This is a genomic window from Congregibacter sp., assembly GCF_047617445.1.
Lineage (GTDB): Bacteria > Pseudomonadota > Gammaproteobacteria > Pseudomonadales > Halieaceae > Congregibacter.
On record NZ_JBLGBE010000001.1, the window covers coordinates 38,838 to 55,406 of the forward strand.

General features: G+C 56.0%; 16 protein-coding genes and 1 other RNA gene. 13 read left to right on the forward strand and 4 right to left on the reverse strand.

Annotation, left to right across the window (positions count from 1 at the left end; genetic code table 11):
* The 4 genes from petA to ACI9KD_RS00230 all read left to right on the forward strand — a co-directional run bounded on the left by petA (position 1) and on the right by ACI9KD_RS00230 (position 3,799).
* Entirely contained in the window at positions 1-624 is a 624-nt protein-coding gene (gene petA, locus ACI9KD_RS00215) for a ubiquinol-cytochrome c reductase iron-sulfur subunit (RefSeq protein ID WP_414979122.1), read from the forward strand.
* A complete protein-coding gene (locus ACI9KD_RS00220; protein ID WP_414979123.1) occupies positions 624-2,651 on the forward strand; it encodes a ubiquinol-cytochrome c reductase in 2,028 nt (675 codons plus the stop codon). Before petA ends, ACI9KD_RS00220 begins: the two co-directional genes overlap by 1 nt.
* A gap of 131 nt (positions 2,652-2,782) precedes the next feature.
* Entirely contained in the window at positions 2,783-3,388 is a 606-nt protein-coding gene (locus ACI9KD_RS00225) for a glutathione S-transferase N-terminal domain-containing protein (protein WP_414979124.1), read from the forward strand.
* A gap of 15 nt (positions 3,389-3,403) precedes the next feature.
* Positions 3,404-3,799 (forward strand): ClpXP protease specificity-enhancing factor, encoded by a 396-nt coding sequence (locus tag ACI9KD_RS00230; RefSeq protein ID WP_414979125.1) that lies wholly within the window; start codon positions 3,404-3,406, stop codon positions 3,797-3,799.
* A gap of 71 nt (positions 3,800-3,870) precedes the next feature.
* Here ACI9KD_RS00230 and ACI9KD_RS00235 read toward each other — a convergent pair whose 3' ends face one another.
* The 4 genes from ACI9KD_RS00235 to ACI9KD_RS00250 all read right to left on the reverse strand — a co-directional run bounded on the left by ACI9KD_RS00235 (position 3,871) and on the right by ACI9KD_RS00250 (position 7,354).
* Positions 3,871-4,461: a BON domain-containing protein gene (locus ACI9KD_RS00235; RefSeq protein ID WP_414979126.1), complete on the reverse strand. Its 591-nt coding sequence runs from the start codon at positions 4,459-4,461 to the stop codon at positions 3,871-3,873.
* A 7-nt stretch (positions 4,462-4,468) separates the two neighbouring features.
* Positions 4,469-5,011 carry a phosphoheptose isomerase gene (locus ACI9KD_RS00240; protein ID WP_414979127.1) on the reverse strand — a complete coding sequence of 181 codons (543 nt, stop codon included), beginning with the start codon at positions 5,009-5,011 and terminating at the stop codon, positions 4,469-4,471.
* Positions 5,012-5,066: 55 nt separating this feature from the next.
* Positions 5,067-5,423: a YraN family protein gene (locus ACI9KD_RS00245; RefSeq protein ID WP_414979128.1), complete on the reverse strand. Its 357-nt coding sequence runs from the start codon at positions 5,421-5,423 to the stop codon at positions 5,067-5,069.
* Positions 5,424-5,494: 71 nt separating this feature from the next.
* Positions 5,495-7,354, reverse strand: a complete 1,860-nt coding sequence (locus ACI9KD_RS00250) for a penicillin-binding protein activator (protein ID WP_414979129.1) — start codon at positions 7,352-7,354, stop codon at positions 5,495-5,497.
* A 69-nt stretch (positions 7,355-7,423) separates the two neighbouring features.
* Here ACI9KD_RS00250 and rsmI point away from each other — a divergent pair, with 69 nt between their 5' ends.
* The 9 genes from rsmI (at position 7,424) to mraY (ending at position 16,552) form a co-directional block, all read left to right on the forward strand.
* On the forward strand, positions 7,424-8,263 hold the full coding sequence (gene rsmI, locus ACI9KD_RS00255; protein WP_414979130.1) for a 16S rRNA (cytidine(1402)-2'-O)-methyltransferase: 840 nt from the start codon (positions 7,424-7,426) through the stop codon (positions 8,261-8,263).
* A 60-nt stretch (positions 8,264-8,323) separates the two neighbouring features.
* Positions 8,324-8,682: RNase P RNA component class A (gene rnpB, locus ACI9KD_RS00260), an RNA gene on the forward strand.
* 558 nt (positions 8,683-9,240) lie between these two features.
* Positions 9,241-9,696 (forward strand): division/cell wall cluster transcriptional repressor MraZ, encoded by a 456-nt coding sequence (gene mraZ, locus ACI9KD_RS00265; protein WP_414979131.1) that lies wholly within the window; start codon positions 9,241-9,243, stop codon positions 9,694-9,696.
* Positions 9,697-10,623 carry a 16S rRNA (cytosine(1402)-N(4))-methyltransferase RsmH gene (rsmH, locus tag ACI9KD_RS00270; protein WP_414979132.1) on the forward strand — a complete coding sequence of 309 codons (927 nt, stop codon included), beginning with the start codon at positions 9,697-9,699 and terminating at the stop codon, positions 10,621-10,623.
* Complete coding sequence (gene ftsL / locus ACI9KD_RS00275) at positions 10,620-10,898, forward strand: cell division protein FtsL (RefSeq protein ID WP_414979133.1); 279 nt, start codon at positions 10,620-10,622, stop codon at positions 10,896-10,898. The genes rsmH and ftsL overlap by 4 nt, the downstream gene beginning before the upstream one ends.
* Positions 10,895-12,622 (forward strand): peptidoglycan D,D-transpeptidase FtsI family protein, encoded by a 1,728-nt coding sequence (locus ACI9KD_RS00280; protein ID WP_414979134.1) that lies wholly within the window; start codon positions 10,895-10,897, stop codon positions 12,620-12,622. The genes ftsL and ACI9KD_RS00280 overlap by 4 nt, the downstream gene beginning before the upstream one ends.
* The gene (locus ACI9KD_RS00285; protein WP_414979135.1) at positions 12,619-14,100 is read left to right on the forward strand and encodes a UDP-N-acetylmuramoyl-L-alanyl-D-glutamate--2,6-diaminopimelate ligase; all 1,482 of its coding nucleotides are present in this window, start codon (positions 12,619-12,621) and stop codon (positions 14,098-14,100) included. The genes ACI9KD_RS00280 and ACI9KD_RS00285 overlap by 4 nt, the downstream gene beginning before the upstream one ends.
* Positions 14,097-15,476 (forward strand): UDP-N-acetylmuramoyl-tripeptide--D-alanyl-D-alanine ligase, encoded by a 1,380-nt coding sequence (locus tag ACI9KD_RS00290; protein ID WP_414979136.1) that lies wholly within the window; start codon positions 14,097-14,099, stop codon positions 15,474-15,476. The genes ACI9KD_RS00285 and ACI9KD_RS00290 overlap by 4 nt, the downstream gene beginning before the upstream one ends.
* Entirely contained in the window at positions 15,470-16,552 is a 1,083-nt protein-coding gene (gene mraY, locus ACI9KD_RS00295) for a phospho-N-acetylmuramoyl-pentapeptide-transferase (protein WP_414979137.1), read from the forward strand. Before ACI9KD_RS00290 ends, mraY begins: the two co-directional genes overlap by 7 nt.
* Positions 16,553-16,569 lie beyond the last annotated feature (17 nt).

Consider the following 16,569-nt stretch of genomic DNA (forward strand, 5'->3'; position numbering starts at 1 on the left):
ATGTCCAATGTCACAACGACCAGCGAAAACACTGAGTCTAAGGTCGACAACAACCGTCGCCGTTTTCTGACGGTTGCCACAAGTGCGTTAGGTGCCGCGGGTGCTGTGGCAATTGCAGTGCCCTTTCTTGGTTCTTGGAATCCGTCCGCTAAAGCGAAAGCGGCGGGCGCGCCAGTTAAGGCCGATATTGGTAAACTGGAACCCGGGCAAATGGTGGTCGTAGAGTGGCGCGGTAAGCCCGTCTACGTTGTGCACCGTACGGCAGAGATGCTCTCGAATCTTGTTAAAGTCGATGGTGAGCTGAAAGACCCTGATTCGGCTATCTCCACGCAGCCTGCTTATATTTCCAACAAAGAGCGCAGCATACGGCCTGAATTGTTGGTGGTTGTAGGCTTATGTACTCACCTTGGCTGTGCTCCAAAGTACCGCCCGGAAGTGGCCGCAGCTGATCTGGGTGGCGATGCGTGGGTGGGTGGTTTCTTCTGCCCCTGTCATGGCTCCAAGTTTGATCTTGCCGGGCGTGTTTATTCAGGGGTCCCCGCTTCTGCGAACCTGGTGGTGCCCCCATACTCATTTGAATCACAAAGCGTCCTTGTTATTGGCGTTGATGCGGAGGCAGTCTGATGGCCAACATGCTGATCGGATTACGCGATTGGGTTGACGAGCGTCTGCCTATTACGCGCGCGTGGAATACGCACATGGGTGAGTATTACGCACCCAAAAACTTCAATTTCTGGTACTGCTTCGGTGTGTTCGCGCTGCTGATACTGGTCAATCAATTGCTCACAGGCATTTGGTTGACGATGAACTACACGCCCAGCGCAGAAGAAGCATTTGCCTCGGTCGAGTACATCATGCGCGATGTGGATTACGGTTGGCTCCTTCGTTACATGCACTCAACCGGCGCATCAGCGTTCTTTATCGTGATCTATATGCACATGTTCCGGGCTATGATTTACGGTTCATACAAGAAACCCCGAGAGTTGCTCTGGGTGTTCGGTATGTTGATCTTCGTGCTTCTGATGGCTGAAGCCTTTGTGGGCTATGTTTTGCCCTGGGGTCAAATGTCCTACTGGGGCGCGCAGGTGATTATCTCTCTGTTTGGCGCAATTCCGGTCGTGGGAGAGGGTATCGTCACCTGGATTCGCGGCGATTACCTGATCTCAGGCGTCACCCTGAACCGCTTCTTTGCACTCCATGTCGTAGCCCTGCCGATCGTGCTTTTGGCACTAGTTGTCTTGCACATTCTTGCGCTGCACGAAGTCGGTTCAAATAATCCCGATGGCGTTGAGATCAAGAAAAACAAGGGTCCGGATGGTATTCCTCTGGATGGCATTCGTTTCCACCCGTACTACAGCGTGCACGACGTGCAAGCGATCGCGGTGTTCTTGTTTGTTTTTTGCGCGATCATGTTCTTTATGCCAGAGATGGGTGGGTTCTTCCTGGAGTATGCCAACTTCGAAGAGGCGAACTCACTGAAGACCCCGGACCACATCGCACCGGTTTGGTACTTCACGCCCTTCTATTCGGTGTTACGCGCGGTTCCCGATAAGTTTTGGGGATTCATTGCCTTCGCGGCGAGCGTAGCGATTCCCTTTATGCTGCCATGGCTTGATCGGTCGCCAATCAAGTCCTGGCGATACCGTGGCAACCTGAACAAAGTCATGCTGGTGCTATTTGTTGCCTCCTTCCTGATTTTGGGTGTCCTTGGTGTTAGGGGTGTGACGCCGGAGCGAACGTTCCTGGCGCAGATCTGTTCGATCTTCTATTTTGGTTTCTTCCTGTTTATGCCTATCTGGTCGAGGATGGATAAAGCCAAGCCGGTACCTGAGCGGGTAACCATGGATGGTGGTATTGGGATCTTTGGGTCGCTTGCAGGCTTGATCTTGATTCTGGCGTTGACCGTTATCCCCCTCAAAGTCGTGGGTGCGGAATCCGCTTTCGATTGCGGCACAATGCCCTGTGACCGGGTTGAGCTGGATATCGAGAACAAAAGCTCCCTCCAGAGTGGTGCAAAGGTGTTTATGAACTACTGTATGGGGTGTCATTCCCTTCAGTACTCTCGCTACAACCGAGTGGCGACCGACCTGGGTATTCCCAACGACTTGATGCTGGGAAATATCATCGCCGACCCGGATGTGCAGGTGGGTTCGCTTATGGAAAACGCCATGGATATCGACCGCGCAAAAGTGTGGTTTGGTGCCGCGCCGCCGGATCTGACGCTCGTTGCCCGGGCACGGAATCCCAATTGGCTTTACACTTATCTTCGAACGTTCTATGAAGACCCCACCCGGCCTTACGGCGTAAACAATCGCGTGTTTCCGAATGTGGGTATGCCCCACGCGTTATTGGAGCTGCAGGGATTGATGACCTGTGCGCCCTCATCGCACGGTAAGATGGAGCCTCTGTCGGGGACCGAGATGGCGGATCACAGCGATCCTTGCGGTACTCTGGAAGTGCTTGAAGAAGGCCGGATGTCCGTGGAAGAATTTGACGAGACAATTTATGACCTTGTTAACTTTCTGGGTTATGTGGCCGAGCCTATGAAGGCGGAGCGCCAGCGCATGGGCATTTATTCACTGCTATTTATTGCGGTTTTCTTTGTATTTGCGTCGCTACTTAACCGCGAGTACTGGAAAGACGTACACTGACCGCGAGCTAACAGCGGCCAGAACACGAAGGAGCGGTGGTGCGCAGAGTAAAAACTCTGCCCCGCCATTTGTTTGTTTTGCTAACTTCTTAAAACGCACGTTAAAAGCATCATAAAGGCGTATTGACCCCCATGATTTTTTATTCTGATCCGACTTCACACTTCAGTCATCGCGTACGAATTGTACTGGCTGAAAAGGGCGTCACCGCCGACATCATCGATGTGGATCCTGCGCATCCACCGCGCGAGATGTCAGAGCACAACCCCTACAATTCTTTGCCAACACTGGTGGATCGCGAGCTGTCTCTCTACGAAACTCGCGTGATGATGGAGTATTTGGATGAGCGCTTTCCGCATCCTCCGCTACTTCCCGTGTATCCGGTGGCGCGCGCTGAGAGCCGTTTATTCATGCATCGCATCGAGCACGACTGGAGCACCTTGATTGACTCAATCCAGAATTCTCGCAGTGACAACGTTGTAAAGCGGTCGGTCAAGGAGTTGCGAGAGGGTGTTTTGGCAATTGCCCCGATTTTTGCCGAGAAGCCGTTCTTCATGAACGATGAGTTCACGCTGGTTGATTGCTGTATTGCTCCGATCCTTTGGCGTTTGCCAAAACTGGGCATCGATATTCGGCCTAGCAAGCAGTCCAAGCCTTTGTTTACCTATATGGACCAACTGTTCAAGCGGGAGTCCTTCCAGCAGAGCTTGACCGAGCAGGAACGCGAGATGCGCCTCTAGGCGCAGGCTTTATCAGTGAACTCAAGTCGACCTTATCTGCTGCGTGCTCTCTATGAGTGGATCGTCGACAATGACTGCACGCCACACGTAATAGTAGACGCGGCCGCGCCGGGTGTAGATGTGCCTGAGGCGTACGTCAAAGATGGTCAGATTGTTCTCAATCTTTCTCCCTCTGCTGTGATCGAGTTACAGCTCGCTGACGACTGTGTGAGCTTTAATGGCCGCTTTGGCGGCAAACCGACAGATGTCTTTATGCCTATGGCAGCGATTCTTGGCATTTATGCCAGGGAGAATGGTCAGGGCATGGCCTTCGAGCCAGAGGGCGACGATATCGATCCAGCTCCCGAGGGTGGCAATGCGCCCACGCCTTTTCGTCGTGCCGGAAAGCCAAGTCTCACTGTCGTTAAATAGACTGTATCGAAGGATTTTGTAGGCATTCCTTCGCACGGGCCGATTGCGTGTCTGCTATCGGCAATTCGCGCTCAGTCAATATACTCAAATAGGCGCACAACACGCTGAACACCGGAGGTATCGGCGGCTTCTTCTGCGACGCGATCGCCTTCTTCACGCGTGACCATTCCCAACAGGAACACCACGCCATCTTCGGCAACGACCTTGATGCGCAGCCCCGGTGTATCACTCCCTGTAAGCAGGAACGTTTTTACCTTGTTGGCGATCCAGCTATCTGACGCCCGGGTCATGGCGGAGCTTGCAGCGGCAACTTCCAACTCGTTATAGATTCGTCGGACATCCCGAATTTTGCGCACCACGTCATTCGCCTTTTGGCGGAGCGCTTCGTCCGGCACCTGTCCAGCAATGAGAACGTAACCGTTGTAGCTCTGGATGACGAGATGCGCCTGATCAAAGCGATCGTCCGCAGCGTGGAGGTTTACCACGGCTTTCGTTTCTATGGATTCGTCGGCGATACGCTGAGAAAAGGTGCGCTCACCCGGGTCGTCCTCTATAGCGCTGGACTCAAAGGTTGCCAAGATAGATCCACAGCCCTGCAATAGGGCGAGGCTAACAAGGATCAAGATTCTCAAGGTGGTCGCTGAAGATATGCGGCGCGACATGATCAGTTTATTCTCCTAGCAAGGTTTGTTTAATTTCTTCCTGCAGGCAGTGGCTAGCCATCAGGATGAGTTCACTGCGCAAATCCGGGTCTTTGGCCTGCAGTTCAATACAGGCGATACCGTTGATGCTTAACTTTTCAGACATCGCGATCACCACTAGGTTTCGTGTTTCGGCAAAATCCACGCAGCGATGTGCAAGCGCGGCTCCCGGGCCGCTATCTATACACAACAAAACATCACCATCCCGAGAGAGGGTGCGAAGATCTCGCCACAGTTGAGCGCCGCCGTCCTGGACATCGCTATGGAAAGCGAAAGCCGGAAGAGCGGGGCCCGGTTCCTTCGGTGTTCTGAGGGTGGCGGCCAGATGCGTCGCCAGCGTAGCGTCTTCCCCGCAGCCGCAGACCAAGACTTTGCGGTCCTCAAGCACAGCTTGAGTGAGCAGGGCTGTCGCTGCTTCCAGACCTGGGGCCATGTGGTCTACAGCGCTGGCGATTGCGTCGATGCGTCGATGGAAGCTGGCGGCAATGCGCTCGTAACTTTGGTCTGTCATTGTGGTGAAAATGCTCGGAAACGTGACAAGTCTGGCGTAAGCCACAACAGGGAAGTCAGGTGATAAACGCGGCCTGAATCCAGCGAGCCTCCAAGCCCCGCGCAGCGTGGCGTGGTTCCCAGGCGATGACATCGAAACGACAGGGCAGATGGCGCCATCGCGGATGTTGATTGAGGAAATAAGCTGCGCACCGGCTAATTCTACACTGCTTTGCTCTGTTCACCGAGGCTGCTGCGCCGCCATGGCTGCGATGACGTCGTGCGCGGACCTCGACAAACAGCAGTCGATGATCATCGAAGGCGATCAGGTCTATTTCGCCGGCTTTACAGCGATATTGTCTTGCCAGGATTCTCAGGCCATAGGTCTCTAACAGTGCTGCACTGCGCGCTTCAAACTCATCACCATCCAACACAGCTTGTGCCCCCGCCTAAATCGGCTGTATGTGCTCCCACGTGAGTGGACGCGTATAGGGGAGAGTCTAGGTTAGCGTGGGCGTAGTGCGCCTCGGTCAAATTCAGCCGTGTTCAACCGACGTCCAAGTGTGCCACCGGGAGACGCCTGGAGTTCTGCGGTGAGTCCAAAGTAGCTTGGAGCGGCAGCGCTGCGCATACGCCACCAGCGTCGTGATAAAGCGTATGCATCAGCGCCTAGAGCGTGCAATGCGGCTGAACTGCTTTTTGAGTCTCCACCCGGCAGCGTGGCCTCATTCATGCGCCATGGCATCGCCAATAAGCGCAAGCCTCCTAAATCGCGATTAAGGCTGCTGTTGCTGCTTCCGCTATCGGCAGTAGATAGGGCGTAGACAGGTAACTCACCTGCGTAATGGTAGTTAATAAGTGGTTTGAGCGCGCGAGCTTCATCGCCAGTCTTGCTAAGAAGGAACACAACGTCCAAGTCTTCGCGGCGTCGGCCGACTGTTTCGACTCGCTCGGAGAAGAGGCCGCGTAAGGCTGCGCTGCGCTGAGCGCTGTCCCCGAGTCCCAATGCATCGCGGATGGCAGTGGAGTGGGTGTCGGGTTTTCCATAGATTGCGGCAGTAGGTATATGCCCACCCAGTTGGCGCCAGTGTTCTGCGAGGGCGGCTTCCATACGCTCACCCCATTCACCTTCGGGACGGATCACGAGAGCACGGCGGGCTCCCCCTGCGTAAGCATCTCCTGCCAGTTGGCGAGCTTCGTCCTCGGGGGCAAGCGAAAATAACAGCACGCTAGGATTGTTACCCTCGTTAACCTCGGGTCGATTGAGAGCCAATACGGGAACGGCTAAGTCCGGCTGGGCAAGGAGCTCCGCTACCTGTCTCTTTCCAAGTGGTCCTACGATAACGTTTGCACCCTTCGCCTGTGCCTCTGCATAGGCATCGCCGATCCGCTCAAAGCGCCGGCTATCCAGGACATCGATACTGACATTGGCTTCTTGGTCGGCAAAGAATGCAGCGATAAATCCGCGGCTCACAGCCTCTCCAGCCTTTTCCAGGGGCCCTGACAGGGGAAGGATAAGGGTGAGTTTCGTGGTCTGGGCGTCGATGAGGGCGGCCTGACGCAGCGCAGTGGCATGGGGTTTGGCGAGGTGCTGCGGGTATTGTACTTCCCAGGCGGATAGCGCAGCGGCGCTACTCAGGGCGTTATCAAGAGCGTTTGCGATAGCTAGATCTAGCCAGCCCTGCTCGTTCGAATTCGTCGATGTCCGTGCTGTGCCGGCTGTCTCATGACTTGATCGCTGGGCTGCACTCCACACGGATTCACTGAATGGACGGTTTGAGTCGGCGTCCGCTGCGCTCAATGACAGTAAGTGCAGACTCAGCTGCAACTGAGCATTGCTGTCGTTGTTGCGGTTAGCGATGTTGAGTTCGTGAACGAGCAGCTCCCGACGAAGATCGTCCGGCAAGCGCTGGGACTTCAGCTCGATAAGTGCGGTTTCATAGCCTTGTATGTCGCCTCGTAGTAGTGCAATGCGCGCTGTGTAATAGCCTAGCCACAGTGAAGTCGTAGTGGATGCATCTAGATTGGCAGCAGGTGATACGGCCAGTGCAGTGTCAGCGCTCTCGATAGGATGATTGTTGATGGTGTCCATGTGTGGAAGTGCTAGATTGGCGGCGAGCCAGTCGCCGTCTTCAAGTGCGGCGCGTGTCGCTGCAAACAGCGCGAGATCCAAGGTGTTGACCGAGGTGTCAGACGCTGCGGTATTGTCTTCTGCTGCTGACGGCGTGATGTCCGGGGCGTTGGACTCTCCAGGAAATCCTGCTCGACTCGGAAGGCCTCCGGGCGTTGATCCGCAGGCGACCAGCAACCCGGCACATAGTGCGCAAATCAGACTTGTACGCCAGCAGTAGGGCGACCTCAGCATGCTATCCTCGATTCTTGGAGCACGGTATTTACCGTGCAGGCAATCACATTATAAGGAAGCCTGTCACACTTGGAACCGGCGTTATACATTGTCGCTACACCCATTGGTAATCTCGGTGATCTTTCTCGGCGCGCGCTGGAGGTACTCTCCGGTGTAAGCTGCGTCGCCGCCGAGGATACTCGACGTACCGGGCAGCTTCTGAGTATGGAGGGTATCAAGGCACGCATGATCGCCTACCACGAGCACAGTGCTCCCCATGTAGCTGAGCAGCTTGTCGCCCGGGTCGCCCGGGGCGAGTCTGTGGCATTGGTATCAGACGCCGGAACTCCCACCATTTCGGACCCGGGATATCGATTGGTTCGGGTTATGCAGGATGCGGGCTTGAAGGTGGTCCCTATACCGGGGCCCTGCGCAGCTATCGTGGCCTTGTCCGCGGCCGGCTTGCCTAGTGACCGTTTCGCTTTTGAGGGTTTTCTCCCTAACCGGGGTGAAGCAAGGCGGCGGCGCCTGGAGTTACTGGCCGGTGCTGAAGCCACACTAATTTTCTATGAAGCACCTCACCGTATTCTGGCGACGCTCGAAGATATGCAAACGGTGATGGGTGCCAATCGTGAGGCAGCCTTGGCTCGCGAGCTATCCAAAAGCTTTGAAACCATTCGTAGGGCATCGCTTTCGGAGCTCTGTGACTGGGTCCGGGAAGATGCAAATCAAAGCCGCGGCGAAATTGTGTTGCTCTTGTCGCCCGCTCGCGCTGAGCCCGGCGCGAGTATCGATCCTGCGCTGGGAGAATTACTGCGGGGTATGGCGGAGCATATGCCTGCCCGGCAGGCCGCAAAGCTCTTGTCAGCCTACTCCGGGGTGCGTAGCCGGCAGTTGTATGACTATTTGCTGGAGCATCGTCAGGCGTAATTTTTGAATCGGCGCTTTTTAGCGCTTGCGCGCTCACTAATGGGTCGCTAATCTGACCGCGGAGTTGGCCAGACGATCGCTGGATCGCGCATCTTTGATGCGCGGTACGGAGGAAAGTCCGGGCTCCATAGGGCAGGGTGCCAGGTAACGCCTGGGGGGCGCGAGCCCACGGAAAGTGCAGCAGAAAGGAAACCGCCGAGCTTAACTGTTCGGTAAGGGTGAAAGGGTGCGGTAAGAGCGCACCGCGCGGCTGGTAACAGGCGTGGCGATGGTAAACCCCACCTGGAGCAAGACCAAATAGGAATCCGTTAGCTGCGGCCCGCAGTGGATTCGGGTAGGTCGCTAGAGGCGAGCGGTGACGCTTGTCCCAGATGAATGATCGTTCTCGACAGAACCCGGCTTATCGGCCGACTCCTCTAATTTCAATAGCACTTCGTGAGTACTGCAGTGTTACTGCAGTACTCACGTGGAGGCTTTTCGTTCGTGTTTAGCAATACTTGTTTGGTGAGTGCTGCTCCGGGCGCTAGTTTGTATGATGCCAGGCGTCTCTGATCGGGATGTTTGAGGCCGCAACGGCGGTGCATCATCACGCTTGCCACTCTCTTGCCACTCTCTTGCCACTCTTTAGCCGCCTTGGAGCCACTCAAGTTACGACTATCGGTCGCCGTAGACTCTTTCTTTAGACGGAATTCGCCTAAAGCAGCCCGGCAAAATAAGCAAAAGAACTTTAAGTTAAAGTAAATACTTAGCTTAGTGCTTTAGAGCCCTGTTTTTGTGATTTTTTACCTAGTCTGAGCGAGACTGAAAACGTCTCAAAACCTACCTTGTTTGACGCCCAAACCCCTGAAATAACAGGCTTTTTTGTTGTTTCCAGCTTGACTTGAGCTTCGAGGCGCACCTATAGTGTCACCAAGTGGAGAGAAGTGGGAATTTCTGGTGATTTGTGGAAATCATCAGAGCGAAGGGGTTAATAACTAGTGTTCCGTGGTGTGCAGCACATCAATATGGATGCAAAGGGTCGCTTGGCGATCCCTGCGCGTCAGCGTGAGCCTCTGCTTGAGCAGTGTGCTGGCGAAATTGTTGTGACTATTGATACCCAGACCCCCTGTTTGTCGATATATCCGCTCCCAGCATGGGAGAGAATTGAGCACGACCTCCAAAAGCTACCCTCTCTCAACCCTGCCGTAAAACGATTTCAGCGCCTGATGCTGGGATACGCTACGGACGTTCAGCTTGATAGCAATGGCCGCATGCTGTTGCCACCGTCTCTTCGCGACTATGCCCAGCTCGACAAAAAACTCGTGCTTGTGGGTCAAGGCAATAAAATGGAGCTCTGGAGCGAAAGTCTCTGGATTATCGAGCGTGACAAGGCGCTAGAAGACGTCGGGGCGGATGAGCCATGGCCCGACGAGCTGATGAATCTGCCGCTTTAGATGGCAGCCCCCCATGAAACGGTATTGTTGCACGAAGCGGTTGACGCGCTGGTAAGCAGCCCCGCCGGCCTTTATGTCGATGGCACCTTTGGGCGTGGTGGGCACAGCCGCGAGATTCTTGGCAGGCTAGATACGCATGGCCATCTTTTTGCCTGCGACAAAGACGAAGAGGCGGAGCGCGATGCCATTGAGCTTGCAGCCCAGGATAGTCGTTTTAGTTTCGTGCGTGGCTCCTTTGCTGCATTGCCGGCACTGCTCGAAGCCCAGGGCCTGGGTTCCGTAGACGGGATCTTGCTGGACCTTGGGGTTTCCAGCCCACAGCTTGATCAGGCTGAGCGTGGCTTCAGTTTTCAGCAGGACGGCCCTTTGGACATGCGCATGGATCGCAGTCGAGGCGAGTCAGCTGCAGACTGGATCGCCAGCGCTTCGGAGCAGGAAATCATCGATGTGCTTCGAGAATACGGCGAAGAGCGATTTGCCCGTCGTATAGCTGGGGCAATTGTGAGGTCGCGATCAGAAGCGCCGCTAACGACCACCGCGCAATTGGCGACTATCGTGCGTGACGCGCATCCACGCTGGGAAAAGCACAAGCATCCGGCTACCCGAACTTTTCAGGCGATTCGGATTCGCGTCAATCGCGAACTCGATGATCTCGCGGAGCTGCTTTCAGTGGCCCTGTCAGTACTTACTGTCGGTGGTCGTCTGGTGGTTATCAGCTTTCACTCTTTGGAAGACCGTCTGGTTAAGCGTCATCTGCGCGATATGAGCCGCGGGCCTCAGCTCCCGCGCAATTTGCCGATACGCAATGTGGAGTCCGGTGCACAAATGCGTCTGTTGGGTAAGGCGCAGCGTGCCAGTGAAGAAGAGGTAGCGGGAAACCCGCGATCTCGTAGCGCCATCATGCGCTGTGCGGAGAAGCTCGCATGAGTGGCTTGGCACTGAATTCGCTTTGGGCGGGCGTTGCCCTGGTTCTGGTTTTGCTTAGCGCCTTTTCCATCATTGGTAGTACGCATGTCAGTCGCAGCTTTTACGCGCAGCTCCAGGATCTAGAGGCTCGGCGCTGGTATCTGGAGGAGGAGTACAGCCGGCTCCTTCTTGAGCAGAGTACTTTGGCATCGCACTTTCGCATTGAAAGCGAGGCGGGGAGTGCCTTGGGTCTTGTTGCGCCGGGGCACGATCAAACCCGTTTGGTGGCAAAGTGACTAAGGCTGCAAAAACCAAGGTGCAGCACTGGCGAGGTCACGTCGTGATTGCGCTTTTGGTGATGATGTTCCTCGCGCTGGTGGGGCGGGTACTGTCGCTGCAGGTTCTGGATATGGGGCGCGGCGTCGAGTTTCTGAAGAAGCAAGGCGACATGCGCATGCTGCGCACGGCCGAATTGCCAGCTTATCGTGGCCTCATAACCGATCGCAGGGGTGAGCCCCTCGCGGTGAGTACGCCGGTGATATCGCTCTGGGCGAACCCTCAAGTACTGACCGGTAGCGAGCGTCTACCGGAGCTTGCCGATGCGCTTGATGTAAGTGTCTTGGAGCTTGAAGAGCGTTTGGCTCGGTATTCCGGTCGCCAATTTATGTATCTGAGCCGGCACCTGGTGCCTGATCGTGCTCGGGATGTGTTAGCACTAAATATTCGTGGTGTGCGAGCCGAGCGCGAGTATCGTCGGTTTTATCCTGCGGGAGAGGTCGCTGCGCAGCTGGTTGGCATGACCAACGTCGACGGTGGAGGCGTAGCCGGACTGGAGCTGGCCTACGACGAGTGGCTGCGCGGACATCCGGGTAAGAAGCGTTACATCAAGGATCTCCATGGTGACGCGGTTCGAGATATCGGTGTTGTTGAAGCTGTTCGCCCCGGTCGAAATCTCCAGCTGTCCATAGATTTACGCCTGCAGTACCTGCTCCATCGTGAGCTCAGTCGTGCGGTCACCGTTACCGGTGCCGAGGCGGGCGTGATTGTCACCATTGATAGCCGTACCGGCGAGGTATTGGCTAGCGCGAGTTATCCCGACTTCAACCCCAATAATCGCACCACCGTGACCATGAGTCAGACGCGCAATCGCGCCGTAACCGACGTGTTTGAGCCAGGCTCAACGATGAAGCCATTCACCTTGGTCGCTGCATTGGAGTCAGGGCGCTACGAAACAACGACCATGATCGATACAAGTCCTGGGCGCATTCGTGTCGGACGTAAAGTGCTTCCTGATCCACGCAACTACGGTGAAATCAGTCTGTCCCAGGTGGTGGAGAAATCAAGTCAGGTTGGTATCACCAAAATCGCGCTGGATATTGGTCATGAACCTATTTGGGACGTGTTCAATCGTTTTGGCTTTGGTCAGTCGACGGCCACCGGCTTTCCGGGTGAGAGCTCGGGGCTACTTCCTCAGCGCCCGCGTTGGCGCCCCATCGAGGAGGTGACTCTGGCCTTTGGTTACGGCCTAACGGCGACACCATTGCAGCTAGCCCGGGCCTATGCGGTGTTTGCTAATGGCGGGATGCTTCTGGAGCTATCTCTTCTGCATAGAGAGGCCGCAGATTTGCGCAGTGAGCGCGTTGTGGATGCGCAGATGGCAGCCGATGTCCGCGAGGTGCTCCACGCAGTGACAGGCGATCAAGGCACCGCTCGCAAGGCGCGCGTGCCGGGTTATGAGGTGGGTGGTAAGACCGGTACTGTGCATAAGGTGGGCGCGGGTGGTTACTTGGATGATCAGTACGTAGCGCTGTTTGTGGGCATGGCTCCTATTGAAGACCCGCGGTTTGTAACCGTGGTGGTGCTAGATCGGCCTAAGGGTGACAACTACGGAGGCGGTGCCGCGGCAGCACCGGTGTTTGCCCGTGTGGCTGCCGAAACCCTGCGCTTGATGGGTGTCGCGCCGACCCTGGAAACACCCTCCGAGATGCTCGCCGCAACCGTAGCTGGAGGTGGCGCATGACTCCGGGTGTTACAAAGCTGTCTTGCTCCTTACCGGTTCTCCTGGAGGGTATTGTCGAGGGTGTTCCGGCACTTGATGTCGGGGCGCTGCGTTTAGACAGTCGGCAGATAGAAGAAGGCGATCTTTTTATCGCTTTACGCGGGCATGCGCACGATGGTCGGGGATTCCTTCACCAAGCTGCTTCGTTCGGCGCAGCAGCGGCGTTGGTAGAGGACGAGCTTCTCGCTATGCAGCCGCCGCTTCCGCTTCCGACTATTGTGATTCCGAACTTACGGCATCGACTTTGTGAAATTGCTGGGCGGTACTTTCGTGAACCCAGTCGCGAGATGCATGTTACGGCGGTCACGGGCACCAACGGTAAGACCACAGTGAGTCAGTTGTTTGCACAACTTGTGCGCAGCGCTGGCTACGACTGTGGTGTGATCGGAACTCTGGGCTCTTCTTTGGATGGGCGTGTTCATACTAGTGTGCACACTACGCCGGATTCTATCGCAGTACAGGAAATTCTGGCGGGTTGGGCGGGACAGGCGGTGCCATTTGTCAGCATGGAGGTCTCCTCTCATGCGCTGGATCAGGGTCGCTTGAATACTCTCGATATTGATTCAGCGATCTTCACGAATCTGAGCCGTGATCATCTGGACTATCACGGTGATATGCGCTCTTACGGTGAAGCAAAGGCCAGCTTGTTTGCCTTCGATTCGTTGCAGGCCGCGATTGTTAATGCGGATGACCCCTTTAGTCGAACCGTCGTGCAGAGCATTTCATCCGGAGTCTCTGTGCTGCGGTATGGCATTGAGGATGCTTCTGCTGACGTACGCCTGAGTAATCTGCAGCTGAGCAGTAGCGGGCTTGGTTTTCGCTTCGAAAGCCCCTGGGGTGATGCGACTATCAAGTGTCCACTCCTTGGGAAGTTTAATGCAGTGAACTTGTTAGCGGCATTGACCGCGGCCCTGCAAGCCGGCCTGCCATTCAATGCAGTGATGGCGGCCGTAGAGGGTCTGCAAGCTGTGCCTGGAAGAATGGAGCCTTTGCGGGTTGCCGGCGCACCGCTGGTAGTTGTCGATTACGCACATACTCCTGATGCATTGCGACAAGCGCTGGTTGCTCTGCGTGAGCAATGTAAGGGAAGCCTCGTGGCCGTGTTCGGTTGTGGTGGGGACCGGGACAAAGGTAAGCGGGTCTTAATGGCAGAGGCTGTATCAGCTACGGCCGACCGAGCTGTGATAACGAGCGATAACCCTCGAAGCGAGGATCCGGTCGCGATAATTGCTGACATAGAATCGTCCATGAGCGGTGAGTACCGCGTCTGCCCTGATCGTGCGGAGGCGATTCGAGTGGCGATAGAGTCCGCAGGGCCTAAAGACTGTGTACTGATTGCCGGTAAGGGTCACGAGGACTATCAAATTATTGGCGATGAGCGCCTGCCTTTTAGTGATGTTGAGGTTGCTCAGCAGGCACTGGCGAGGTTCGCGGCATGATGTCCGCGCTGACACTCTCAGTAATCGCCGAGCGATTAGGTGTGGCTTATACGGGGGCAGCGCTACAGTTCTCGGGGGTCGCTATAGACTCCCGGGAAGTTGGCCCCGGTGACCTGTTTGTTGCCTTGCCCGGAGAGCGCGTCGACGGCCACGATTTTGTCGATGCCGCTATTGCCCGAGGTGCTATTGCCGCTCTCGTAGAGCGGCCTGTGCAAACATCGGTTCCCTGCTTGCTGGTATCAAATTGCCTGGAGGCGCTCTCGGAGATTGGTCGCGCCAGCCGCGATTTTTCTACGAGCGTGGTCGTGGCGATCACCGGTAGCTGCGGCAAGACCACGGTTAAGAACCTGTGTCGGAGCATCTTCAGTGAAGCAGGATCTACCGTGGCAACCTCGGGCAATTACAACAATGAAATCGGCGTGCCCCTGACGCTCACGCGACTCAACGACGAGACGCGCTTCGCGATTGTAGAAATGGGTGCTACGCGACGTGGAGATATTGCGCATCTTTGTGCTCTGGCGCGACCGACCATCACTACGGTTTTGAATGCTATGGAAGCGCATCTCGAAGGCTTTGGCAGCGTGGCGGATGTGGCGGATATCAAGGCAGAGATCTACGATGGTCTTGGTGGCGACGGAATGGCCGTCCTGAATTCTGATCAACCCTGGGCGCCACTGTGGCGTGCCCGAATTGCTCATGCGGGTGCTGAGCTCTTGAGGTATTCGCTCGAAGACAGCAGCGCCGATATTAGCGTGTCGGGGTTGCGCGGCTACGGGCTGCAGGGCAGCGCTTTCACCCTTCACATTAAGGGGGAAAATCAAGAGCTTAATTTTCCTTTGCCAGGCAGTCACAATGTGGCTAACGCATTGGCCGCAGCCGCGCTAGCAACAGCAGCAGGACTGAGTCTGGATCAAATTGTTACTGGTCTTGAGCAGGCGCAGGCGGAGGTCGGTCGCTTGCGCAGTGAGCAGCTGGCTAACGGAAAGATCCTGATAGACGACAGCTACAACGCGAACCCCGGCTCTGTGCGCGCGGCAATCAGTCTGCTGGCCGCTACCGCTGGCGACAGTCTGCTCATTCTGGGCGAAATGCTGGAGCTCGGTGACGAAAGTCCTCAGCGTCATGCAGAAATGGGAGCGCTCGCGCGTGCTGAGGGAGTTACTCGCTTCGTCGGCGTCGGTGAAGCTCTGCGACCGGCGGTGGAGGCCTTTGGATCAGGAGCGCAATGGGTTTCATCGCGGGAGACCTTGAGTTCGCACTTGGGTGGCTTGCTGGAGCACAGTGACACGATCCTCGTGAAGGGCTCCAGGGGTGCGGCGATGGAGTCAGTGTTGTCGGCGCTTCGCGAGATTGCTCAGGAGGTGGCTCCATGCTGATGCTCTTGGCAGAGTACTTTGCGCAGTTCGAGTCGGGTTTCCGCGTATTTCAATACCTGACACTGCGGGGGATTTTGGCGGCGGGAACAGCACTGCTGATTTCTCTGCTTGTGGGTCCGGTGATGATTCGTCGCCTTAATTACCATCAGGTGGGGCAGGCCGTGCGCACAGATGGTCCCCAGACACACCTTGGTAAGTCGGGTACGCCCACCATGGGTGGTGCATTGATTCTTGTTGCGATTGCTATCAGCACCTTGCTTTGGGCAGATCTATCCAATGCCTACGTGTGGGTCGCGCTATTGGTGACGGCGGCCTTTGGCGCGGTTGGATGGGTGGACGACTATCGCAAAGTGGTTGAACGCGACCCCAGAGGACTGCCGGCGCGCTGGAAGTATTTATGGCAGTCCGTGGCGGGCCTGGCTGCAGCGATGTTTCTTTACCTAACGGCCGACAGCCCGGTGACCACACAGTTATACATTCCGTTTTTCAAAGATGTGGCCATTGGCATGGGTGCGTTTTTTGTCGTGCTGACCTACTTCGTGATTGTTGGCGCTAGCAACGCCGTCAACCTGACGGATGGTCTTGATGGGCTCGCTATTTTGCCCACGGTGCTTGTGGGAACCGCACTGGGCCTCATCGCTTATCTCACGGGTAACGTTAACTTCGCGAACTATTTGCAAATTCCTTACGTGGCGGGCAGCGGAGAGCTGTCGGTTTTTTGCGGCAGTATCGCGGGTGCAGGCTTGGGTTTCTTGTGGTTCAACACCTACCCTGCGCAGGTGTTCATGGGCGATGTGGGCGCGCTGGCGCTCGGGGCCGCTTTGGGTACCGTTGCGGTGATCACTCGTCACGAAATTGTATTTTTCATTATGGGCGGCATCTTCGTGTTGGAGACTGTGTCGGTGATTCTGCAGGTGGCGTCCTTTAAGTTAACGGGTCGCCGACTCTTCAGAATGGCGCCGATTCACCACCACTACGAACTCAAGGGCTGGCCGGAGCCTCGCGTGATTGTCCGCTTTTGGATCATAACCGTGATGCTGGTGTTATTCGGCCTCGCTACGCTGAAGCTACGGTGATGGGGGAGGTGACCAGA